This window comes from Citrobacter sp. Cpo109 (genome assembly GCF_030332565.1).
GTDB classification, from domain to species: domain Bacteria; phylum Pseudomonadota; class Gammaproteobacteria; order Enterobacterales; family Enterobacteriaceae; genus Citrobacter; species Citrobacter portucalensis.
Window position 1 is genome coordinate 263397 of record NZ_JAOWHQ010000071.1, and the last position, 23256, is coordinate 286652.

The window sequence follows — 23256 nt, forward strand, 5'->3', positions numbered from 1 at the left end:
CAATCAGTGTTTACACAGGAGCTGCTCCAGTTCGCTTAATGACGCTACGGTCCAGGTCGGCTGAATGCCCGCTGGCTGCTCGCGGTGGTGCGTATTTAGCCAGCAGGTGGATAGCCCGGCGTTAATGCCGCCAAGAATATCGGACTCTGCGGTGTCACCCACCATCAGCACGCGAGAACGGTCAGGATTACCCGCCTGCTCCAGCGCATGGTCGAAAATACGGGGGTCGGGTTTTGCCACCCCAACCTGCTCAGAAATCACCAGCAGGTCGAAATAGTCGCGCAGCCCCGTCCGCTCAAGGCGGATTTGCTGCAACGCGGTAAAGCCGTTAGTAATGATGCCGATTTTCGTTTTATCACGAATCGCATTGAGCAGAGAAACCGCCCCCGGCAACGGTGAGCAGATCTCCGCCATCGCATTGATGAATGCGTCATTAAGCTGGCCCGGTTCAACCTTCAGGCGTTCGGCCCAGCTCTGAAAACGGGCATGCTGCAGTTGTAATGAGGTAATCGCGCCGTTTTGGTAATCCACCCACAGCGGTTTATTCACGGCCTGGTAGTCCTGAAAATCTTCAGCGGTAAAGGTAATGCTATAGTCGAGAAACATCCGCTGTAAGCCGGTAAACGAGTCAAACGTAAACAGCGTTTCGTCGGCATCAAAGAAAATCCAGTCCCACTTCTTCATCATTACACCTTATCTTACATGCTGATTGGCAACGCCATGATGATGGCGTCTTCATGACCATCGGCCGTTGGATAGTAGTTGCGACGGATCGTCGCCTCGTTAAAGCCTAAGCTTTCGTACAGCGCGATAGCGGCCGCATTCGAGGCGCGCACTTCAAGCCACAGGGTCAAAATGCCACGCTTTTCCAGCTCATCGATCAGATGCTCCAGCAGCTCACGCCCCAGGCCCCGGCGCTGAAAGTCAGGATCGACGGCGATATTGAACAACGTCGCTTCATCCAGTACGACCTGCGTAATTGCAAAGGCGGCCATCACGTCGTCAACCCTCAACTGAAAATTGAGGTAGCGATCGCCCTGGTTGCTGGCAAATGTTTTTTCACTCCACGGAAAAGCGTGGGCGCGTTTTTCAATCTGAAATGCTGCGGGTAAATCAGTCGGCTCGAGGGAAGAAATCGTGTTCATATGCGCAGATTTGTTGCCATAACGCGGCGCGTGCCGCTGGGTTTTCCCGTAATTCATTAAACGCAGGACTCTCGACCTGAGCGCCCTCCAGCAGCAGCGGCTCTTCGGTTCCCAGCCGCCAGCTATTACAGCGACTGCCTTGCGGCAGCATGGCGACACGGTCAGGCGTCAGTTGTAAAACCTGATCCGGGCTAACGGTTAATGCGCGTAAAATATCGCTGATCAACGGTTCGGTTAGCGCGGGTAACTGTGCAGCAACCATCACCAAACGGACATGCGCAGGAATGGAAATCGCGATCTCGCCCTGCAGTGCGCCAGGACGACGCAACGACCACTGCGTAATGCCCAGTTGCTGTAACTGCCAGTCTCGTCGGGATGTCATAGCGAAACACTCCTGTCTATCAGGGGCGCAAATATAGCAAATTTGTCGAATCCGTGCCATCAAACAACTATAATCCCCCGCTGTACAATTTAAGGAGCATTCCATGTCTGCTTTTACCCCGGCAAGTGAAGTCTTGCTGCGCCACAGTGATGATTTCGAACAAAGCCGTATTCTGTTTGCCGGTGATTTGCAGGATGACCTGCCTGCCCATTTTGAAAGCGCCGCCAGCCGTGCGCACACCCAGCAACTTCACCACTGGCAGGTGCTTAACCGCCAGATGGGCGACAACGTCCGCTTCAGCCTCGTCGCGCAGGCCGATGACGTTGCCGATAGCGATACGCTGATCTACTACTGGCCGAAGAATAAGCCGGAAGCCCAGTTCCAGTTGATGAACATTCTGTCGCTGTTACCGGTGGGCACCGATATTTTTGTTGTCGGTGAGAATCGCAGCGGTGTACGTAGCGCAGAGCAGATGCTGGCCGAATACGCACCGTTAAACAAAGTCGACAGCGCACGTCGCTGTGGCCTGTACCACGGTCGTCTGGAAAAACAGCCGGTCTTTGATGCAGAAAAATACTGGGATGAATACCAGACAGAAAATCTGACCATCAAAACGCTGCCGGGCGTCTTCAGCCGTGACGGCCTGGATGTTGGCAGCCAACTGCTGCTCTCCACGCTGACGCCGCACACCAAAGGCAAAGTGCTGGATGTCGGCTGTGGCGCAGGCGTTCTCTCCGTCGCCTTAGCCAGCCACTCGCCGAAAGTGCGCTTAACCCTGTGCGATGTTAGCGCCGCCGCCGTTGAAGCCAGCCGCGCAACGCTTGCAGCCAACGGCATTGAAGGTGACGTCATCGCCAGTAACGTCTTTTCTGACGTGACGGGTCGATTTGATATGATCATCTCCAACCCGCCGTTCCACGACGGTATGCAGACCAGCCTTGATGCAGCACAAACGCTGATTCGCGGAGCCGTGCGTCATCTGAACAGCGGTGGTGAACTGCGTATTGTGGCGAACGCCTTCCTGCCTTATCCGAAGGTACTGGATGAAGTGTTTGGCTTCCACGAAGTTATCGCGCAGACCGGGCGCTTCAAGGTCTATCGCACCATCATGACGCGTCAGGCGAAAAAAGCCTAACTGCTCCAGGCCAGATAAGGCGTTTACGCCGCCATCCGGCGTGACACCGAGCAACGCCGGATGGCGCTATCGCTTATCCGGCCTGCATAAAACACCAAAGCCGAAGAAACGCCTTTTTTTTCGGCAATCACGTTAAGTTCGATAATTAACAGTTGACGCCCTGCATAAAATCTCTAAAATCCGCCCCCGTGGTAACGATACTTTTTGAGTGTCGATGGTATGCGAAGGTGGCGGAATTGGTAGACGCGCTAGCTTCAGGTGTTAGTGTCCTTTCGGACGTGGGGGTTCAAGTCCCCCCCCTCGCACCATAATCCACGTTGATATTGCTCGCACTGGGCGAAGGTGGCGGAATTGGTAGACGCGCTAGCTTCAGGTGTTAGTGTCCTTAGGATGTGGGGGTTCGAGTCCCCCCCCTCGCACCAACGAGGCGATATCAAAAAAATAAGATGACTGTGCGAAGGTGGCGGAATTGGTAGACGCGCTAGCTTCAGGTGTTAGTGTCCTTAGGATGTGGGGGTTCGAGTCCCCCCCCTCGCACCAATTATCTTATTTCCCTCTCGATTTCCTTCTCTGTTTTGTTCATCCTTGATTCCAGTTCATCATTACCAAAACAATGCCACCAATCAGTGCCGCGCATGAAGGTAACAAAACAAAGTGCCGTAAACGTTTGTGGTACAGCATGAGCGAAGTCAGCAGTAATCCTAATACAATCATCACCTTCCATACGTAGACCGACAGGTCGCTATATGCCATCCCGGCAATCAGCATTCCCGGCAGCAGAACACCCCATCCACTGCCCAGCGTACGTTGCAACATGATTTCACCTATGACATTGATAATGATAACCAATATCATATGATAAAGTTTCTCATTTGTCAGCCGTGAAGCACTATCAATTATATGAGTTTTACTTAACGATTGATGACATGAATAATCCAAGGTGATAAATTGCTCACCGGTTAGCTCTTCAACTAAAAACAATAAAAACCTCTGCGAATGATACCCCGTTCGTTATTTGTTTTATTTACCAACACACCTTCGTACATTGCAGATAACTAACAATATTTACCTATGACAGTACAATCCTGGCGAACTCTGCGCACAAAAAAATACCAACTCTCTTTACGACTGTTTCTACTGCTCAACGCAGTCTCCGCGCTGTTTACGCTTTTTTTCCCTCTGTTTGCGGTCAAAGCCTTATCAGTACCGGCGTTGCTGATGCTGGTGATGAGTACACTGCTGCTGGTATGGCATGGGAAATACGCGGATAAAAGAATTAATCTCCCTTTTATTTCAATCGTTTTTGGCTTGTTATGGGCGTTACATATATTCTTGAAATATAACGCTCTAGGTCAGAATGATTATTATTTCCTGTTAATAGCGCTGCTCAGCGTACTGTTTATTGGCTCTATCGCTTTTGCCAATAATATCATCGCGTTTACGCTCCACTCACTCCCCTCCGTCGCCGTTTGTTTATGGCTTAACGGCAGCGAACATGGTTTGCGGATTTTCTATTTTATGGCGCTGCCTATGGCCGGTATCGCCATCCAGCATGTGATACAAAAGCGCTACGATGGATTCGCTCAGCAACTGATGTACAAACTGCTGGAGGAGAGGGAAACCCTGAACGGGCTCAGCATGCTCGACCCGCTAACCGGTTTGTATAATCGCCGGGGGCTGCAACACCGGCTCGATACGCTGTTGGCTCTGAGTAATTCGAGGCACTTCGTTCTGCTGTTGGATATCGACCATTTCAAATCCTATAACGATCATTACGGACATATGATGGGCGACCAGGCGTTGATCCGTGTTTCTGCCGCCATCCGAGACTCCGTACGCTCCCGGGATGTGGTGGCGCGTTTTGGCGGTGAAGAATTTATGATTTTGCTGACCGCGGTCGATCCACAGCAGGCCCAGGCTGCCGCCGAACGTATCCGCCAGAAAGTGTACGACCTTAAAATCCCTCACATGTTTAATGAGAGCGTGGCAACCAACGTAACCGTCAGTATCGGCATTGCACCTCTGGTAGAACAGGATATTGATGCTGCTATCGCCAAAGCGGATAAAGCCCTTTACGAGGCCAAGAATCTTGGGCGTAACAATACCCTGGTCAGCGATGAGCTGCGGGTAAACTGCCCCTCTACCTGAGCTTTCTGTGCGCTGCCGCTCGGGATGGCGACAAAGATCTTGCCATCTCTCAATGTCAATTATAGGATTAGCAATCATTATCATTAAGATTAACATCCTTATATCGACATGGCTTATCGTTCCGCACCGATCGTTGAAGATGTCATCTGGCGTAGCCATCTCCCCTCAGAGATGCCCTCGCTGGCTGCTGCCGTACGCGCAACGATAGCCAAAACTCGCGAGCACCTGCTGGACTTCATTCGTCTTGACGAAACGCCTGTGCCAGGTGCAATGACGCTGCATGAATGGACACAACCGGCGATGCTTAGCTCGTTGCTGGCCGTTTATTCAGACCATATCTATCGCAACCAGCCCACGCTACCCCGCGAAAATAAGCCCCTGATTTCTCTTTGGGCGCAATGGTATATCGGCCTGATGATGCCTCCGTTAATGGTGGCTCTGCTGACGCAAAAAGAGGCTATCGACGTCTCTCCTGAACATATGCGCATAGAGTTTCACGAAACGGGCCGTGCGGCCTGCTTCTGGATCGACGTCCATCAGGATCACCAGGCAACAGCTCTGTCCCCTCAACAACGCATGGAAACGCTGATTCTCTCAGCGCTGACGCCGGTTGTGCAGGCGCTGGAAGCGACGGGCGAGATCAACGCGAAGCTTATCTGGAGCAACACCGGATATTTAATTCACTGGTATTTAACGGAAATGAAGCCGTTGCTAGGTGAGGAACTGCTGACCACGCTGCGCCAGACCTGCTTTTTTGAGAAACAACTCTCCTGCGGTCAGGATAACCCTCTGTGGCGAACCGTTGTTCCGCGCGAGGGGCTGTTAGTACGCAGAACCTGCTGCCAACGCTATCGCCTGCCTGACGTTCAGCAATGCGGAGACTGCACGCTGAAGTAAGCGAGGAGCCGTAGCCCCTCGCCAGATATTTATGCAACCTGCTGGTTTTCCTCTTCCATACGCTGCGCTTCTTCTTTTTCCTGCGCCAATAGCTGCTTTTCGTAGACCTTAAAGAATGGGAAGTAGATAACGGCCGACACCAGCGCCAACAGCACCACCAGGATAGCCGCACGATAATCCCAGCCTAATGCCCATGCCGCGCCAACCGGTGCCGGTGCGGTCCAGGGAACCACTGAAATGACCCGCCCAATTAAATCCAGTTTCATCGCCGCCCAGGCCAGTACCGCATTCACCATTGGGGCCAGCAGGAAAGGGATAAAAAACACCGGGTTCATGACAATCGGCGTACCAAAAATCACCGGTTCGTTAATATTAAAAATGCTGGGGACTACGCTCAGACGCCCAATCGAGCGTAGATGAGCCGAACGACTACGCAGATAGCAAATCACCAACCCCATCGTTGCGCCTGACCCACCGACCACAATAAAGAACGTCCAGAACGCTTCCATAAAGATATGCGGTAACGGCGCGCCCTGCGCCAGCGCCGACTGGTTCATTCCAAGATTAGTTAGCCAGAACATTTGCAGCATTCCCGACACAATTGCCGCGCCGTGAATACCCGCAAACCACAATAGGTGGCCAATCAATACCGCCAGAAGTATCGCCGGCAGAGAATCTGCAGCCGACACCAGTGGTTTAAAGATGGCCATAATGGCCTGCGGGATCAGCATGTCAAACTGCGACTGTATCACCAGACTCAGCGGGTAAAGCGTCAGTACTACCACCAGCACCGGGATCAGCAGATCGAAAGAGTTTTTGATCATCGGCGGCACCTGATCGGGTAAACGGATGCCGATGTTGTGCGCCTTCAGGAAGCGCATCATTTCAACACAGTAAATGGCCACCAGGATGGCGGTGAAAATCCCCGTTCCTCCCAGGCTATCAACCGGCATTGTGCCTTTGGTTTTTGGCGCGGCAATCAGCAAAAAAGCCATGATTGATAGCATCGCACACATAAACGGATCTAACTGATGCGACTTCACATAGTGCTTACCCAGGTTATAAGCAATAGCCGCACATATGTAGACCGACATAATCCCCATCGTCATATCAAACGGTGTGAGGATTTGGCCTTCAAACTGTTTTGCCAGATCCAGCCACACGCGGGCGAATCCCCAGGTGGTATCCGGAGAAAAAGGCGGGTAGGCAAAAACCAGCAGAAAAGAGCCTACAATCATAAAAGGCATCGCCGAAATAAAACCGTCGCGAATGGCCATTACATGTCGTTGCGAAGAGATGCGCCCGGCGACAGGACTAACGTAATTTTCAACAAAACGGAAAATTACGTTAAACACAGCATGGTTAGTAGACATAGCCGTTCTCCCGTTGTGCAAAACCCTGCAACGGTGCTGGCATCAACACCGCCACCACGTAAAGCCCATTACCACTTTTCGCAACCGTGCCGGGAGGAACACCAGCGCTACCGCTTTTCGAGTTAAGTTTCATAGATGGCTCTTATTATGTGATACAGAGGAAGTGACAACTTCAGTATTAATCGTCATTTCAGCATTCTGCAACCGGTTACTGTAACCGGTTTCTTTGATTGTGAAGAAGATCGAAAAACTGCTAATGTTGCTATGTTGTTACAATAAAATATTTACAGTGTGGTTGCCCCTATGACAAATTACATCCTGCAATTTTCTGCTGTGCAGGGCTATCTGTAAGCGTTAGGGAGAGAAGAATGAGTTTGCAATCAGTACGCCAATTCCTGGCGCAACATGCACCAGATATCGAGATCATCGAATTAAACCAGAGCACAGCAACCGTTGATCTGGCAGCAAAAGCCCATAACGTTGAACCTGGCCAAATAGCGAAAACACTTTCGCTAAAGGTGAAGAACGATATCATCCTGGTCGTGGCAAAAGGCGATGCCAGACTGGATAATAAAAAGCTAAAGAGTACGTTCGGTGCTAAAGCCCGAATGTTAAGTAGTGATGAGGTCGTGAACGCGACGGGGCACCCCGTTGGCGGCGTTTGCCCCTTCGGATTAGAAACACCGATATCAGTGTACTGTGATGTTTCTCTGAAACACTACGCTGAAGTGCTGCCTGCCGCAGGTGCCATCCACAGCGCGGTTCGCATCACGCCTGAAAGGATGGCTGAACTGACTTCTGCCACCTGGGTTGACGTGTGTCAGTAATGTTTCACACGCTAAACCGGCGGCCAAACCCGGCAAGAAACACGTCAACGTTGCCCGTCACGAAACCGCCTGCATAAAAGGCGCTGGCTCTCCAGCACGCAGATACAGCAGGATATCGGCCGCATCCAGTAACCCGGCATCCGAGCTGACCCCCAGTTTGGACATCACATTAAATTTGTGTGCCCGAATGGTTTTGATGTTCCGTTCAAGCTGAACAGCAATCTGTGGCATCGAATAACCATTCGACATAAAGCGCAGTATTTCTCGTTCTGTCGGACTGAGCATACGGCTTTGATTAATATACCAATGGTTTTTCGTGCCTTCGGTTCCCCGGCCAGGGCTGCTTAACGCCGTAAATAACGCGTCCTGCAACACCGTTAACGAAGAAGCTTTACTCACAACGCCATCTAACGGCAAGGGGGACAGGGAACCAATTAAACGCGCTTCAGCGTCATCATCGGCAATCACCACACGGCGAATCCGCGGATAATTTATCGCCAGCTCCGTTAAATAGGCCAACCCTGCTCTACGATCGGTTCTGATTGCAGAGAGGGAAAAAATAACTGCCGAAAACGACATCTTTAACATTGCCTGGCTAAAAGCGGGCTGGTTTGAAAAGAGATGAAGTTTATATTGGTCATCCGGTATGGTATTAAATAAACTCTTAATACCCACGCTGCTCATCGTGCACTTTTCTACCAGTGCAACGTTTCTTTTGATGATTCTGCTTTCCATTCCGTGGTTTCTCCATAAACTGAAGGTAAATTAAGTTCTCGCGATCCTTGAGAACTATTTATCCAGGCATACATTTCTGCATTGCTATTTATCGACAAGCGACGCATAGCGCTATTCTTTTGGGCACTTATTGTTTTATTGCTTTTTTTCAGCAACGCCGCAATCTGGTTAATCCCCCAGCCTTTCCCAAGGAGGCGCAATACTTTTCTTTCAGAGAGAGTGAGAACAATAGATCGTGCGCTATGGTCTAACAATTGCGGCATAGCAGGCGGAGAGAGCAGTGCCTTGCTTATTCTCTCTGCTCGTGTATTTCCCGCGTGAATGACATTCACTAAACTTTCAATCGGCTCGGCGTCAGAAAGCAGCGAACTGACAGGACACATCAGTAGTTCAACCGCCAGAGGATAAAAGATACGAGATACGAGAAATACCCAGTGAATATCACGATATTGAGATAATAAAGAATAATATTGCTCGCAGACTGAACGAGGATAATTGCAGTCTCCGGTTAAATCAGCAATCACCAAATCAGCACACCGTAGCTGTAATAACGTCAGTTCTTCAACAGAACGACAGTAGGTAAGTTCGTAATCGGAGAACTTTCCCTGCATTATACCTTTAAGACCAGTTTGTATAATCGGTGATTTACTAATAATAATTGCGTTTTTGCAGCGTCCTGGCAACATATCCCCTCCACACTCACCAGTCCGCAATCGTACTTAATTAAATCTTCCCAGGTGGATTAATAATCTTAACTCACAGGAAAATACTCCGAACAATAAGCGGGGTGAATTGTTATCCTTGGTATTTATTTCAAAAAGTATTGACGGCACCATCCAAATAGCGCCAAATTCTAAGCTATTATTGCACAATTACGTATAAATACATTATCTGTACAATTATAATAACTACAATAGATCGTTAGCATGGCTTACGTATTTGCCATCCGGGAAAATAACACTACATTTCAATCAGTCTCCCCCTCGTACCTTAGCGAACGGGGGCGTTAAGATACCGCAACCGTATCACCTGTGTCTTTTTTCGACACAAAGATTGATCTTAGCCAGAGCCAGCGGGCTCATGCTTCATGATAAAAAGAAGACATTCGTCACTCAAAGAGATCCTTTTCAGTCAGAGCGAGCCATGCAAACAGAGCAGTCGTCACAGCGAACGGTTACACGGTTATGTATTCAATGCGGACTTTTTTTACTTCAGCATGGGGCAGAAAGCGCTCTGGTTGACGAGTTATCCACCCGACTCGGGCTGGCACTTGGCATGGATAGCGTAGAAAGCGCCATCTCCTCTAACGCTATCGTCCTGACCACCATTAAAGACGGGCAATGCCTGACATCAACGCGAAAAAATCAGGATCGCGGCATTAATATGCACGTCGTGACGGAAGTGCAGCACATTGTCATTTTGGCGGAACATAAACTGCTGGATATTAAAGGGGTAGAGAAACGCTTTAGCCAGATTAAGCCGCTACGCTATCCAAGATGGCTGGTCGCCTTCATGGTCGGCTTGTCCTGCGCCTGCTTTTGTAAGCTCAATAACGGCGGATGGGATGGTGCGGTGATCACTTTTTTCGCCAGCATGGTGGCAATGTATATCCGTCAGATTCTGGCATCCCGGCATTTGCACCCACAAATTAACTTTTGCATCACCGCGTTTGTGGCGACAACGATTTCTGGTCTGCTGCTGACGCTACCGACGTTTAACCACACCCCGACCATCGCCATGGCTGCCAGCGTGCTGCTGCTGGTTCCAGGCTTTCCGCTGATCAACTCCGTCGCGGATATGTTTAAGGGACACATTAATACCGGGCTCGCCCGCTGGGCAATTGCCAGTTTGCTTACACTGGCGACCTGCATTGGCGTGGTCATGTCGATGACCTTATGGGGGCTGCGCGGATGGGCGTGATCGATTTCATGTTGGCGTTAATGCAGGACATGATCCTGTCGGCGATCCCGGCAGTAGGATTTGCCATGGTATTTAATGTCCCTCATCGGGCGCTCCCCTGGTGTGCGTTACTCGGCGCGCTCGGTCACGGTTCGCGAATGGCAATGATGAGCGCAGGGTTTAATATCGAATGGTCAACCTTTATGGCATCGCTGCTGGTCGGCTGCATTGGGATCCAGTGGTCGCGTTGGTATCTGGCGCATCCGAAAGTCTTTACCGTTGCGGCAGTGATCCCGATGTTTCCTGGGATCTCCGCCTACACCGCCATGATCTCGGCGGTAAAAATCGGCCATTTTGGCTACAGCGAAGCGCTGATGATCACCCTGCTGACCAATTTCCTGAAAGCCTCATCAATTGTCGGCGCGCTCTCCATCGGACTATCCGTGCCAGGGTTATGGCTGTATCGCAAACGCCCACGCGTTTGACGGTGCACTTTCTTTAATGCCATGCAGAGAGGGGAATCTCCCCCCTCATCTGCTGCTCTCCTTCTTCACTGTGTTACTATAAAAGCAGTCCCCTTCTCGGTTGTTGTTCAGTATTGAGAAACATTATGCCCTGCAAAATTTTGACGCCAGACGTCACTAGCATTGACGCCTTACTACACGATCACCACGCCGTGCTGGCCAGGTCTGCGGGTGGCGCCGTAGCCGTATTCGCTAACAATGCGCCAGCGTTTTACGCGGTGACGCCTGCGAGACTGGCTGAGCTGTTGGCGCTTGAGGAGAAACTGTCACGCCCGGGAAGCGATGTGACATTAGATGATCAATTTTATGAAGAGCCGCAAGCTGCTCCCGTTGCCGTACCAATGGGGAAATTTGCGATGTACGCTGCCTGGCAGCCTGATGCCGACTTTCAGCGTCAGGCCGCTTTATGGGGCGTAGCGTTGAGAGAGCCGGTTACTGCTGAAGAACTGGCCTCATTTGTTGCCTACTGGCAGGCTGAAGGAAAAGTCTTTCACCATATTCAGTGGCAGCAAAAACTGGCGCGCAGCATTCAGATTGGACGGGCCAGCAATGGCGGAATGCCAAAGCGCGATGTGAACAGCGTCAGTGAACCTGACAGCCACATTCCACCGGGTTTTAGAGGATAACGATGAAAAACGTTGGCGACCTGATGAAACGTCTGCAAAAAATGATGCCACCTAATGTCGAGCCCGCCTTTAAAACGGGCGAAGAGCTGCTGGCATGGCAAAAAGAGCAAGGTGAAATTCGTGCCGCAGCGCTGGCCCGCGAAAACCGGGCTATGAAAATGCAGCGCACATTCAACCGTTCCGGTATCCGCCCGCTGCATCAGAACTGTTCGTTCGAAAACTATCGGGTAGAGTGCGAAGGTCAGATGAACGCCCTGAGCAAAGCCCGCCAGTATGTTGAAGAGTTTGACGGCAACATCGCCAGCTTTATCTTCTCCGGCAAACCCGGCACCGGCAAAAACCATTTAGCCGCTGCCATCTGCAACGAACTGCTGCTGCGTGGTAAGTCAGTGTTGATCATTACCGTGGCCGATATAATGTCGGCGATGAAAGAAACGTTCAGTAATCGTGAAACCAGCGAAGAACAGCTGCTCAACGATCTGAGCAATGTGGATCTGCTGGTGATCGACGAGATCGGCATGCAGACCGAATCCCGCTATGAAAAAGTGATCATTAATCAGATTGTCGATCGCCGTTCGTCCTCAAAACGTCCGACCGGTATGTTAACTAACAGCAATATGGATGAAATGAACAAGCTGCTCGGCGAGCGCGTGATGGATCGTATGCGCCTTGGCAACAGCCTGTGGGTCATTTTTAACTGGGAAAGCTACCGTAGTCGGGTCACCGGTAAAGAGTATTAACGTATTAGGACCACTCCTAAGACTGCCAGCGCTATACTGCGCTGAAAAGGCATAACACGAGTTGCATATAATGATGAAAACTACCAAACGTCTGCTGTGCTGTGCGCTTGCCGCCAGCACGCTCATCTCTACCAGCGTTTTCGCCGCCTCCTGGCAGGATTCGCTCTCCAGCGCGGCCAGTGAGCTGAGCAAACAAAGCTCCGGCTCGCAAAGCAGCTCGTCGCTCTCTTCCCTGACCAGCCTGCTGAATGGCAGCAATCAGTCGTTGACCTCCAGCAGCATGAATAACGCCGCCGGGATCCTGGAATATTGCGCGAAACAGAAGCTGGCCTCGGTCACCGACACGCAAAACGTCAAAAACCAGGTGCTGGATAAACTAGGGCTCAGTGCTCCTGAGCAGAAGCAAGACACCAACTATATGGACGGGATTCAGGGTCTGCTCAACGCCAAAGATGGTCAACAGCTGGACCTGAACACGATTGGCAACAGCTCGCTGGCGAAGCAGGTAAAAACCAAGGCCTGCGATCTGGTGTTAAAACAGGGCATGAACTTCATTTCCTGACGCACGACATGCCGCGTATAACCTGCGCGGCATCTATTTATTTTCGACAATACATTCACATTCCAAATAAACAGTATTTCCCCACAAAAACGCGCATAACTAAACCAATTCTGAATAACAACGTAATTTAATGTCACTACAATTGCAGCAATGTAACAACGCTATTACATTGTTCTCTCACCAAATGATTAGCCTGCCAGGCAATTGCCCGGTTTACTGAGGATCGACCGTTGTCAGAATTAATCTCCATCACTCTGTTTCTCGCTTCAGTGCTGATTTATGCCTGGAAAGCGGGTCGCAACACCTGGTGGTTTGCCGCCACGTTAACGGTGCTGGGGATTTTTATTGTCTTGAATATCACGCTGTACGCCAGTGACTATTTCACCGGCGACGGGATCAATGACGCGGTTCTGTACACGCTGACCAACAGCCTGACCGGTGCAGGTATCGGCAAATATATCCTGCCGGGCGTTGGGATCGCGCTGGCGCTGACGACCGTTTTTGTCGCTCTCGGCTGGGTTCTGCGCCGCCGTCGCCATCACCCGCATCACGTGGGTTACAGTCTGCTGGCCCTGCTGCTGGCGCTGGCCTCCGTTGACGCCAGCCCGGCGTTTCACCAGATAACCGAACTGGTGAAGTCGCAGTCACGCGATGGCGACCCGGATTTCCCGACGTATTATAAAGAGCCATCAAAAACCATTCCCAACCCGAAGCTGAACCTGGTTTATATCTACGGCGAAAGCCTCGAACGCACCTATTTTAATAACGACGCATTCCCGGATCTGACCCCGGAACTCGGCGCGTTGAAAAACGAAGGTCTGGATTTCAGCAACACCATGCAGCTGCCGGGTACGGATTACACCATCGCGGGCATGGTCGCCTCCCAGTGCGGTATTCCGCTGTTTGCGCCGTTTGAAGGCAACGCCTCTGCGTCTGTTTCAAGTTTCTTCCCTAACAATATTTGTCTGGGCGATATCCTGAAAAACTCCGGCTATCAGAACTACTTTGTGCAGGGTGCCAACCTGCGCTTTGCTGGCAAAGACGTGTTCCTGAAATCTCACGGCTTTGACCATCTGTATGGTGCGGAAGAGTTAAAAAGCGTGGTGGCGGACCCGACCTATCGTAACGACTGGGGCTTCTACGACGATACCGTGCTGGACGAAGCGTGGAAAAAATTCGAAGAGCTTTCGCGCTCGGGCCAGCGTTTTTCACTGTTTACCCTGACCGTGGATACCCATCATCCGGATGGTTTTATCTCCCGTAGCTGCAACCGTAAACGTTATGACATCGACGGGAAGGCCAACCAATCGTTCAGCGCGGTCAGCTGCAGCCAGGAAAACATTGCCGAATTTATCAATAAAATCAAAGCATCGCCGTGGTTTAAAGATACCGTTATCGTGGTGTCTTCCGATCATCTGGCGATGAACAACACCGCATGGAAGTATCTGAACAAGCAGGACCGCAACAACCTGTTCTTCGTGCTGCGCGGCGATCAACCGCAACAGGACACGCTGGCGGTGAAACGTAACACGATGGATAACGGCGCAACGGTACTGGATATTCTCGGCGGCGATAACTTTATCGGCCTTGGCCGCAGCAGCTTGTCGAGCGAATCCGTGTCGGAAGTGTTCCTGAACATCAAAGAAAAAATGCTGGCGTGGAAGCCCGATATCATTCGCCTGTGGAATTTCCCGAAAGAGATGAAAGAGTTCACCGTCGACCAGGACAAAAATATGATCTCTTTCTCCGGCAGTCATTTCCGCCTGCCGCTGCTGCTGCGCGTATCGGACAAACGCGTCGAGCCGCTGCCGGAAAGCGAATACTCGGCCCCGCTGCGCTTCCAACTGGCAGATTTCGCCCCACGCGATAACTTCGTCTGGGTCGATCGCTGCTACAAAATGGCGCAACTGTGGGCGCCGGAGCTGGCGCTTTCTACCGACTGGTGCGTATCACAGGGGCAGTTGGGCGGGCAGCAAATCGTACAGCACGTCGATAAAGCTAAGTGGAAAAGTAAAACCGTATTTAAAGACACGGTGATCGACATGGAGCGCTATAAAGGTAACGTCGATACGCTGAAAATTGTCGATAATGACATTCGCTACAAAGCAGATAGCTTCGTTTTCAACGTGGCGGGCGCGCCGGAAGAGGTCAAACAGTTTAGCGGCATTTCACGCCCCGAATCCTGGGGACGCTGGTCCAATGCGCAGCTCGGCGAAGAAATAACGATTGAGTACAAAGCCCCGCTACCGAAGAAATTCGATCTGGTCATTACCGCGAAAGCCTTCGGCGACAATGCTAATCGCCCTATTCCCGTGCGCGTTGGCAACGAGGAACAGACGCTGGTGTTAGGCCATGACGTCACCACCACCATCTTACATTTTGATAACCCGGCTGATGCCGATACGCTGGTAATTGTTCCACCCGATCCGGTCGCCACCAACGAGGGCAATATTCTCGGTCACTCACCGCGTAAGTTGGGGATCGGGATGGTTGAAATCAAAGTCGTGGCTCAGGGTTCGTAACATGATAGGTCTGATAGCGCTTTGCTTATCAGACCTATCGTTAACCGAATGTATTGTCTGAAAAAAAACAGCGCCCAACACCACACCGGGCGCTGCATGGCAACCTTATTCCAGACCTTTCACCGCCTGGCGCATACCCTGCACCAGAATCATCTCCAGATTGGCCGTGACCTGCCCGGCAAGGCCAGGTAACAACGTCAAATCCTCTCCCCAGTGCGCCGAATCGCCAAGCACGGCATCCACCAGTTCACGCAGCGTTAAATCATTGCCAACTCGCGGCCACAGGCTGGCATAGAGGCTTACCCACTGCTCATCATCCTGTATCGGATAGCGTTCCCCGTCGCGTTTTGCACGATAAAACGCCAGCAGCGCAGCGAGGGCAAACGTTAACCGCACGGGCCAGCGCCCATTGTGCTGACCCGCCAGCAGCTGCGGCAAAATTCGGGTGCGGAATTTGGTCATCCCATTAAGCGCAATGGAAAGCAACTGGTGGCGAATGTAGGGGTTCTGAAAACGCCCGCTCACCGCGTCGGCAAATTCACGCAATTCGTCCGCCGGGAGATCCAACACCGGAATAATCTCCTCACTAATCGCCCGTTCGACAAAGCGGCGGACATCAGCATCCTGCATCGCCTCACCAACGGTCTCCAGCCCGCACAGCCACGCGACCGGCACCAGAGCCGTATGCGCACCATTGAGGATAGCGACCTTGCGCTCTTTGTACGGTTTGATATCGCTCACCACCCGGATATTCAGCGGACACTGCGCCAGCTTCAGCTCCTCTGCCAGCCACTGCGGCCCCTGGATCACAAACAGGTAAAAATGCTCCGCGGTATCGAGAAACGCATCGTGATAGCCTAGCGTAGCCTCCAGCGCAGCGGCTTCTTCACGCGGATAGCCGGTGACAATACGGTCGACCAGCGTGGAACAGAACGTGTTTGCCGTCTCCACCCAGTCGGCAAATGCCGGAGGAAGTTGCCACTCCTGCGCATACCGCAGCACCAGCGTTTTGAGCGCCTCACCGTTATAGTCGATAAGCTCGCACGGGATAATTACCCAGCCCTTATCCACCGCGCCCGCAAAGTGGTTAAAGCGCTCCAACAGCAGGCGTGTCAGCTTGGCCGGAAAACTCACCGGCGGCGCATCATCCACACGGTCCGCTGCATGATAGCTAATTCCGGCTTCGGTGGTATTCGAAAACACAAAACGGATTTCCGCATTGTGCGCCAGCGCCAGATACGCCGCGAAATCCTGATACGGATTGATTTCGTTATTCACCGAACGGATAAGCCGCGCCTCACTCACCGCCTCGCCCTGCTCGTTTAGCCCGCGAATAAGCGTGGTATACAGCCCGTCCTGGGTATTCAGCGACGGCGGAAAATCGGTATTGATCGGGCGAACGATGGTCACGCCAGCGTTCAGATCGGTTTGCTCGTTGAGGATATCCAGTTGCCAGTCAACAAACGCCCGCAGGAAGTTTCCTTCACCAAACTGGATCACGCGCGTTGGGTAGCTGGCCCCCGGAAAATCACGTCGATTCAATGTCTTCATCGCATTTCCCCTCTCAGAACGTGATCACGCCTTTAATCAGCTCACGGTTGTTAATCACATCCCGTTCGTAGATTTCTGCCAGTGTGGCAAACGCGTAACGGTGCGTAAGCATCATGTCAGCGGTCAGTTTGCCTTCCGACATCAAACGGCCCACTTTGGCGAAATCTTCCGGCGTGGCGTTGCGACTGCCCATCATGGTGGTCTCTTTCTTGTGGAACTCAGGGTCAGAGAACTGCAAATCGCCTTTGAACAGCCCAACGAAAACGATGCTGCCGCCATGACGAATCAAATTCACCGTGTTGTTCATCGCATGCTGATTCCCCGTGGCATCAATAACCTTTTGCGCCAACGAACCGCCAAACTGAGCGCGCAGCTGCGCATCAAAATCTTCAGCGGATGGGTCGATAACCGGGAGTCCCAACCGGGAAGACACGTGCTCCCGGCGTGCTGGACTGGTATCGGCGACCACCACCTGTGCGCCATCGGCTTTGGCAATCGCTGCCGCCCCCAGACCAATCGGACCCGCACCGACCACCAGTACCTGCTCACCCGGAGCCACCGCCGCCCGGCGTACCGCATGGGCGCTGATGGCATAAGGCTCAATCAGCGCCGCCGCCTGCGGGTCAATCCCCTGCGCATCCAGCAGGTTGGTAACCGGAACGGACAGATATTCACTGAAACCGCCATCCTGGTGCACGCCAATCACTGAAATCTTCTCGCAGCAGTTGGTGCGCCCGCTCAGGCATGCCGGACACTGCTGGCAGGCCACGTAAGGAATAACCGCCACCTGCTGACCATTTTTCAGATTCTGTATATTCTTACCCAGACCGACAATTTCCCCACATATTTCATGCCCTAATACACGCGGGTAGCTGAAAAAAGGTTGATTGCCACCCCAGGCATGAATATCGGTACCACAAATTCCTACCGACTTAATTTTAATTAATGCTTCACCCTCACCCGGAATAGGTATTTCGCGCTCTTTCCAGACTAATTTTTTAGGTTCCTGGCAAATCAACGTATTCATCGTAGACATGATTCTGCTCTCCTGTTTTTTTGTTGCCTCAGATATCAACGAAAATAAAAAAGACGGAGAAAGCAGAAACACAATCTGTGAATCCCAGCGCATAAAAATGTTTTAAATCGGGTTTTAATAGATAAAAAGGAGAAGCCATGAGCCGTTCGCAGAACTTACGCCACAATGTGATTAACCAGATAATCGATGATATGGCGCGTGGTCATATCCCTTCCCCACTCCCCTCACAAAGCGCACTGGCGGAGATGTACAACATCAGCCGCACCACCGTGCGCCATATGCTGAGCCACTTAGGCGAGTGCGGCGTTCTGACCCAGGTCGGCAGCCACTACGTCATCGTGCGAAAACCCGACCATGACGATGGTTTTGCCTGCACCACCGCCTCCATGACCGAGCAAAACCGGATTTTTGAACAGGCGTTTTTCACCATGATCAACCAGCGACAGCTGCGTGCAGGCGAGAGCTTCTCCGAACTGCAGCTTGCCAGAGCTGCAGGCGTCAGCCCGGTGGTAGTGCGGGAATACCTTTTAAAATTCGAACGTTACAACCTGATTAAAAACGAAAAACGCGGTCAGTGGAGCATGAAGCAGTTCGATCAGGCCTATGCGGAACAGCTGTTTGAACTCAGAGAGATGCTGGAAACGCATTCTCTGCAGCATTTCCTCAATCTGCCGGACGATGACCCGCGCTGGTTGCAGGCTAAAACGCTGCTGGAGCGCCATCGGATCCTGCGCGACAGCATTGGCAGCAGCTTTCGCATGTTCTCGCAGTTAGATCGTGAGTTCCATGCTTTGCTACTCTCTGCTGCCGATAATGTATTTTTTAATCAATCACTTGAAATCATCTCCGTGATTTTCCACTTCCACTATCAGTGGGATGAGAGCGACCTCAAACAGCGTAACATCATTGCCATTGATGAGCATATGACCATCCTCAGCGCGCTGATATGCCGCAGCGACCTGGATGCCACCCTCGCGCTCTGTAACCATTTGAATTCAGCCAAACAATCGATGATTCGCTCCATCAACCAGGGTTGTAACGTCGCTCATTAAGTACCGATAAAAAACAGCAAATCATTACCGGGAGCACGATTTTATAAAAATAAAAACGCCTGAAAAATACCTCTTGCCTATGCTCACGCTAAGTCGACTGCATTAAAAACTTTTGTGAGCAGTGATGAGCAAATTGATTCATCACTGGTATTTTTTCAATACTGCACAGTCCTGCTGTGTGAAAAATAAATTATTGAGGTTCAGGAGTCCGGCGTGGAAAAAAATAATATTACCCTCGACCCAAGTTCTTCGTTTGGCACGTCGTCATCTGCGGATATTAATGTTCCGCCTGAGGGCATGGTGCAACGCAGTAGCCGAATTAAACGTATCCAGACCACAGCAATGATTTTATTATTTTTTGCTGCGGTGATTAATTACCTCGACCGCAGTTCACTGTCTGTCGCCAACTTAACGATTCGTGAAGAACTGGGGCTGAGCGCCACGCAAATCGGCGTGCTGCTGTCGGTATTCTCTCTCGCTTACGGTATTGCGCAACTGCCCTGCGGTCCGCTGCTGGACCGCAAAGGTCCGCGCATTATGCTGGGACTGGGCATGTTCTTCTGGTCGCTGTTTCAGGCACTATCCGGCATGGTGCACAGCTTCACCCAGTTTGTGTTGGTGCGTATCGGGATGGGGATCGGCGAAGCGCCAATGAACCCGTGCGGCGTAAAGGTCATCAACGACTGGTTTAACATCAAAGAGCGCGGCCGCCCGATGGGATTATTCAACGCCGCCTCCACCATCGGGGTTGCCATTAGCCCGCCGATTCTGGCTGCCATGATGCTGGTAATGGGCTGGCGCTGGATGTTCATCACCATTGGCGTGCTGGGTATTTTCCTCGCCATCGGCTGGTACATGCTGTATCGCAACCGCGAGCAAATTGAGCTGAGCGCCACGGAACAAGCGTACCTGAACGCCGGTAGCGTCAATGCCCGCCGCGATCCGCTGAGCTTTGCCGAATGGCGCAGCCTGTTCCGCAACCGTACCATGTGGGGCATGATGCTGGGCTTTAGCGGCATCAACTATACCGCATGGCTATACCTGGCCTGGCTGCCGGGCTACCTGCAAACCTCCTACAACCTGGATTTAAAAAGCACCGGATTAATGGCGGCGATCCCGTTCCTGTTTGGCGCAGCCGGCATGCTGATTAACGGTTTTGTCACCGACTGGCTGGTGAAAGGCGGTATGGCGCCGATTAAGAGCCGTAAGATTTGTATTATCGCCGGGATGTTCTGCTCCGCAGCCTTCACCTTCGTCGTGCCGCAGGCCACAACGTCAATGGCCGCCGTGTTACTGATCGGTATGGCGCTGTTCTGTATCCACTTCGCAGGTACCTCGTGCTGGGGTCTGATCCACGTCGCCGTCGCCTCACGTATGACCGCTTCCGTGGGCAGTATCCAGAACTTTGCCAGCTTTATCTGCGCGTCGTTCGCACCGATCGTCACCGGTTTTATTGTTGATACCACCAACTCTTTCCGCCTGGCGCTTATCATCTGCGGCTGCGTCACCATGGTGGGTGCCCTCGCCTACATCTTCCTGGTTCGCCAACCCATCAGCGATCCGCGTAAAGATTAATCCTCCAGATGCCCGATAACACCACGTTTATCGGGCATGTTATGCTCCTCGTATGAACATCACCTTGCGCGCCACTACCCTGGCAGATACTGCCGCTCTTCCCGCCATCGAACGATCTGCGGGGCAACGTTTTTTACTCATCCCCGAACTGGCGTGGATTGCTGAAGACCAGATTTTATCGGCTGCTCAGCATCAGGCTTTTGCCGCCGCAGGCATGAGCTGGCTGGCGCAGGTCGATGCACTTCCGGTCGGTTTTTTGGTTGCCGAAACGCTGGGGTCATCGCTGTTTATTGCTGAACTGTCGCTGCATCTGGAGTGGCAGGGAAAAGGAATTGGCCGCAGATTGATTGAGTATGTTGCCGAACAGGCGCGCAAGAAAGGTTACACGTCGCTCACGCTGACCACCTTCCGCGATGTGACGTGGAATGCGCCATGGTACGCGCGACTGGGATTTGAAATACTGGCTGACGAGACGCTGCCTGCAAAGTTGCGCCAGAAAAGAGAAGAGGAAGCAGCGCATGGACTGGCATTTGAATCGCGCTGTGCCATGCACCTGATGTTGCGCTAATTGCCCGATGGCGGCTACGCCTTATCGGGCCTACGTAACATTTCCGGTAAGCCCGATAAGCGGCAGCACCATCCGGCAACCACGTATCTTTCCCCGTAGGCCGGATAAACGACAGCGCCATCCGGCAACCACGTAACTTTCCCGTAGGCCGGATAAGCGACAGCGCCATCCGGCAACCACGTAACTTTCCCGTAGGCCGGATAAGCGACAGCGCCATCCGGCATCACAGGCTTAGAACGTTTCCCAGTTATCCCCGGCATCCGTTACCGCGGCTTTGCGCGGCTGGACCGTTGAAACCGGTTTTGCTGTCGCAACATCGCGAGCACGCTGTTGGTCATGCTGAATACGGAACACGGCAACGGCCTGAGTCAGGCGGCTGGCCTGCTCTTCCAGCGCCGCAGCGGCGGCGGCGGATTCTTCCACCAGCGAGGCGTTCTGCTGCGTCACGCGATCCATCTCGGCAACGGCCAGACCAACCTGGTCAATACCGCGGCTCTGTTCATCAGAAGCAGAGGCGATTTCACCCATGATATCGGTCACGCGGGTTACCGCATTAACGATCTCATCCATGGTTTCACCGGCGCTTTCTACCAGCGTTGAACCAACATCCACGCGGCTGACCGAGTCTTCAATCAGGCTCTTAATCTCGCGCGCGGCCTGCGCACTACGCTGGGCCAGGTTACGTACTTCACCCGCAACCACCGCAAATCCACGGCCCTGCTCGCCTGCACGTGCTGCTTCTACCGCGGCGTTGAGTGCCAGAATGTTAGTCTGGAAGGCAATGCCGTCGATGACGCTGATAATGTCGGCGATTTTCTGCGAACTGGACGCGATGTCACGCATGGTTTGCACCACGTTATCCACCACTTTGCCGCCTTTCTGCGCGGTTTCAGAAGCACTCAGCGCCAGATGGCTGGCCTGACGCGCGTTTTCGGCGTTCTGCTTCACGGTCGCCGTCAGCTGTTCCATGCTGGCTGCGGTTTCTTCCAGAGATGCCGCCTGCTGCTCGGTACGGGAGGAGAGATCGTTGTTGCCCATCGCAATCTCGCTGGCACCGCTGTAAATCGCGTTGGCACCGTTACGCACGTCACCCACGGTATTCATCAGCTCACCCTGCATGTGACGCAGGCTTTCCGCCAGTTGCCCAATCTCGTTGGACCCTTCCACTTCAATACGTTTCACCAGGTCACCGCTGGCGATATGACGAATGCTGTCGATCAGACGGTTCATTGGGGAGATAAGGGTCAGCTTGATACCAAACCACACCGCAATAATCGCCGCCAGTACGGTAATCAGCACGCAGATCAGCACCCACATCGCCTGGCTGTAAGAGCTGTTGTTATCTTCCACCGCGATGTCATACAGGCGATCATTCTGCTGCATGTAACTCATGTACTGCTTCTCAAAGCCATCCTGATAGCTCTGCGTCGGTTGATCAAAGAATGCGTTGATCTTCCCGTCACCCAGTAACTGGATCAGCTCCGCCAGCGCACCATGATAGATGTCATAGGTGCGGTTGATCTCCTGGAAAGCGGCTTCGCTTTGGCGCGGATCGCGCGGGAGCGACTCGTAAATCGCCCAGTTTTTTTCCGTCAGCTTCAGCGCCGTACTCGCCACCTGCATCAGCTCGGCAACGGTCGCGCCGCTACCGATATTGCTCTGATCCATCATGTAGCGAATGCCTGCCCGGTTCAGGGTGTTACGCGTTTGCAGCAGCTCAACCCAGGTGGCGTTCAGCGCAGACTGTTGCTGGCGAATGGTTTGCAGAACGGTAAAGTTCTCTTTGTCATTCTTAAGTGAGTTAAAAAACAAGCCGCCCGAGGCGAGCTGTAAAAGGCCAAATAGCGCCAATACCAGCAGTAAGCTGGTAACAATCTTCATTCGTTTTAACATGTTTTCTCTTTCCGCTAGACAGATACTCTGGTTTTCGGCCTGGAAAGAGAAAACTTTATGGTGCCA

Annotated in this window: 24 protein-coding genes and 3 tRNA genes; 16 read left to right on the forward strand and 11 right to left on the reverse strand. The window is 52.3% G+C overall.

What is annotated here, in order from left to right; all coding sequences use genetic code 11:
* Positions 1-3: 3 nt before the first annotated feature.
* The 3 genes from yjjG to holD are packed head-to-tail and all read right to left on the reverse strand — an operon-like array spanning position 4 to position 1527.
* Positions 4-684: a pyrimidine 5'-nucleotidase gene (gene yjjG / locus OGY71_RS21860; protein ID WP_008786125.1), complete on the reverse strand. Its 681-nt coding sequence runs from the start codon at positions 682-684 to the stop codon at positions 4-6.
* A gap of 14 nt (positions 685-698) precedes the next feature.
* Positions 699-1145, reverse strand: coding sequence for a ribosomal protein S18-alanine N-acetyltransferase (gene rimI / locus OGY71_RS21865; RefSeq protein WP_003829985.1), 447 nt, complete (start codon positions 1143-1145; stop codon positions 699-701).
* Complete coding sequence (gene holD, locus OGY71_RS21870; RefSeq protein WP_003829988.1) at positions 1114-1527, reverse strand: DNA polymerase III subunit psi; 414 nt, start codon at positions 1525-1527, stop codon at positions 1114-1116. The genes rimI and holD overlap by 32 nt, the downstream gene beginning before the upstream one ends.
* A gap of 103 nt (positions 1528-1630) precedes the next feature.
* On the opposite strand from holD, the gene rsmC reads away from it, so the two are divergent.
* The 4 genes from rsmC (at position 1631) to OGY71_RS21890 (ending at position 3202) form a co-directional block, all read left to right on the forward strand.
* Positions 1631-2662, forward strand: coding sequence for a 16S rRNA (guanine(1207)-N(2))-methyltransferase RsmC (gene rsmC, locus OGY71_RS21875; RefSeq protein WP_003829990.1), 1032 nt, complete (start codon positions 1631-1633; stop codon positions 2660-2662).
* A 221-nt stretch (positions 2663-2883) separates the two neighbouring features.
* Positions 2884-2970 (forward strand) — tRNA-Leu (locus tag OGY71_RS21880).
* 28 nt (positions 2971-2998) lie between these two features.
* Positions 2999-3084: transfer RNA gene (locus OGY71_RS21885), tRNA-Leu, on the forward strand.
* Between the two features lie 32 nt (positions 3085-3116).
* A tRNA-Leu gene (locus tag OGY71_RS21890) sits at positions 3117-3202 on the forward strand.
* Between the two features lie 39 nt (positions 3203-3241).
* Here the strand turns inward: OGY71_RS21890 and OGY71_RS21895 are convergent.
* A complete protein-coding gene (locus OGY71_RS21895; protein WP_003019100.1) occupies positions 3242-3478 on the reverse strand; it encodes a DUF1435 domain-containing protein in 237 nt (78 codons plus the stop codon).
* A 255-nt stretch (positions 3479-3733) separates the two neighbouring features.
* Here OGY71_RS21895 and OGY71_RS21900 point away from each other — a divergent pair, with 255 nt between their 5' ends.
* Together OGY71_RS21900 and fhuF are read left to right on the forward strand one after the other, a co-directional pair.
* Positions 3734-4810, forward strand: a complete 1077-nt coding sequence (locus OGY71_RS21900) for a GGDEF domain-containing protein (protein WP_003829994.1) — start codon at positions 3734-3736, stop codon at positions 4808-4810.
* Positions 4811-4918: 108 nt separating this feature from the next.
* Positions 4919-5707, forward strand: coding sequence for a siderophore-iron reductase FhuF (fhuF, locus tag OGY71_RS21905; protein WP_257662275.1), 789 nt, complete (start codon positions 4919-4921; stop codon positions 5705-5707).
* 29 nt (positions 5708-5736) lie between these two features.
* Here the strand turns inward: fhuF and OGY71_RS21910 are convergent, their stop codons facing one another.
* Both OGY71_RS21910 and OGY71_RS21915 read right to left on the reverse strand, forming a co-directional pair.
* A complete protein-coding gene (locus OGY71_RS21910; RefSeq protein ID WP_063941069.1) occupies positions 5737-7080 on the reverse strand; it encodes a PTS sugar transporter subunit IIC in 1344 nt (447 codons plus the stop codon).
* Positions 7070-7213: a hypothetical protein gene (locus OGY71_RS21915; RefSeq protein WP_003829999.1), complete on the reverse strand. Its 144-nt coding sequence runs from the start codon at positions 7211-7213 to the stop codon at positions 7070-7072. The genes OGY71_RS21910 and OGY71_RS21915 overlap by 11 nt, the downstream gene beginning before the upstream one ends.
* Before the next feature lie 235 nt (positions 7214-7448).
* Here OGY71_RS21915 and OGY71_RS21920 point away from each other — a divergent pair, with 235 nt between their 5' ends.
* A complete protein-coding gene (locus tag OGY71_RS21920; protein WP_003830001.1) occupies positions 7449-7907 on the forward strand; it encodes a YbaK/EbsC family protein in 459 nt (152 codons plus the stop codon).
* A 57-nt stretch (positions 7908-7964) separates the two neighbouring features.
* On the opposite strand, the gene bglJ is transcribed toward OGY71_RS21920, so the two are convergent.
* Positions 7965-8642, reverse strand: coding sequence for a DNA-binding transcriptional activator BglJ (bglJ, locus tag OGY71_RS21925; protein WP_003830003.1), 678 nt, complete (start codon positions 8640-8642; stop codon positions 7965-7967).
* Positions 8603-9328: a helix-turn-helix transcriptional regulator gene (locus OGY71_RS21930; protein ID WP_003830004.1), complete on the reverse strand. Its 726-nt coding sequence runs from the start codon at positions 9326-9328 to the stop codon at positions 8603-8605. Before OGY71_RS21930 ends, bglJ begins: the two co-directional genes overlap by 40 nt.
* Positions 9329-9785: 457 nt before the next feature.
* On the opposite strand from OGY71_RS21930, the gene OGY71_RS21935 reads away from it, so the two are divergent.
* The 6 genes from OGY71_RS21935 (at position 9786) to opgB (ending at position 15515) form a co-directional block, all read left to right on the forward strand.
* Positions 9786-10562, forward strand: a complete 777-nt coding sequence (locus tag OGY71_RS21935; RefSeq protein ID WP_003830006.1) for a threonine/serine exporter family protein — start codon at positions 9786-9788, stop codon at positions 10560-10562.
* The gene (locus OGY71_RS21940; protein ID WP_003830008.1) at positions 10553-11026 is read left to right on the forward strand and encodes a threonine/serine exporter; all 474 of its coding nucleotides are present in this window, start codon (positions 10553-10555) and stop codon (positions 11024-11026) included. Before OGY71_RS21935 ends, OGY71_RS21940 begins: the two co-directional genes overlap by 10 nt.
* 125 nt (positions 11027-11151) lie before the next feature.
* The gene (gene dnaT / locus OGY71_RS21945; protein ID WP_003830011.1) at positions 11152-11691 is read left to right on the forward strand and encodes a primosomal protein DnaT; all 540 of its coding nucleotides are present in this window, start codon (positions 11152-11154) and stop codon (positions 11689-11691) included.
* Between the two features lie 2 nt (positions 11692-11693).
* On the forward strand, positions 11694-12431 hold the full coding sequence (dnaC, locus tag OGY71_RS21950) for a replicative helicase loader DnaC (protein WP_003019133.1): 738 nt from the start codon (positions 11694-11696) through the stop codon (positions 12429-12431).
* Positions 12432-12501: 70 nt separating this feature from the next.
* Complete coding sequence (locus OGY71_RS21955; RefSeq protein ID WP_003830016.1) at positions 12502-12993, forward strand: YjjA family protein; 492 nt, start codon at positions 12502-12504, stop codon at positions 12991-12993.
* Positions 12994-13223: 230 nt separating this feature from the next.
* Positions 13224-15515, forward strand: coding sequence for a phosphatidylglycerol--membrane-oligosaccharide glycerophosphotransferase (opgB, locus tag OGY71_RS21960; RefSeq protein ID WP_286613721.1), 2292 nt, complete (start codon positions 13224-13226; stop codon positions 15513-15515).
* A gap of 105 nt (positions 15516-15620) precedes the next feature.
* Here the strand turns inward: opgB and OGY71_RS21965 are convergent, their stop codons facing one another.
* Both OGY71_RS21965 and OGY71_RS21970 read right to left on the reverse strand, forming a co-directional pair.
* The gene (locus tag OGY71_RS21965; RefSeq protein ID WP_286613723.1) at positions 15621-17066 is read right to left on the reverse strand and encodes a tagaturonate reductase; all 1446 of its coding nucleotides are present in this window, start codon (positions 17064-17066) and stop codon (positions 15621-15623) included.
* 13 nt (positions 17067-17079) lie between these two features.
* Positions 17080-18102 carry a zinc-binding alcohol dehydrogenase family protein gene (locus OGY71_RS21970; protein WP_032942306.1) on the reverse strand — a complete coding sequence of 341 codons (1023 nt, stop codon included), beginning with the start codon at positions 18100-18102 and terminating at the stop codon, positions 17080-17082.
* A 137-nt stretch (positions 18103-18239) separates the two neighbouring features.
* Between OGY71_RS21970 and OGY71_RS21975 the strand changes: the two genes are divergently transcribed.
* The 3 genes from OGY71_RS21975 (at position 18240) to OGY71_RS21985 (ending at position 21297) form a co-directional block, all read left to right on the forward strand.
* Positions 18240-19154, forward strand: coding sequence for a GntR family transcriptional regulator (locus OGY71_RS21975; RefSeq protein ID WP_003830023.1), 915 nt, complete (start codon positions 18240-18242; stop codon positions 19152-19154).
* Positions 19155-19367: 213 nt separating this feature from the next.
* Positions 19368-20729 (forward strand): MFS transporter, encoded by a 1362-nt coding sequence (locus OGY71_RS21980; RefSeq protein ID WP_003830025.1) that lies wholly within the window; start codon positions 19368-19370, stop codon positions 20727-20729.
* A gap of 52 nt (positions 20730-20781) precedes the next feature.
* Positions 20782-21297, forward strand: coding sequence for a GNAT family N-acetyltransferase (locus OGY71_RS21985; RefSeq protein ID WP_126319357.1), 516 nt, complete (start codon positions 20782-20784; stop codon positions 21295-21297).
* Positions 21298-21528: 231 nt separating this feature from the next.
* On the opposite strand, the gene tsr is transcribed toward OGY71_RS21985, so the two are convergent.
* Positions 21529-23190, reverse strand: coding sequence for a methyl-accepting chemotaxis protein (gene tsr, locus OGY71_RS21990; RefSeq protein ID WP_063941063.1), 1662 nt, complete (start codon positions 23188-23190; stop codon positions 21529-21531).
* Positions 23191-23256: the final 66 nt, after the last annotated feature.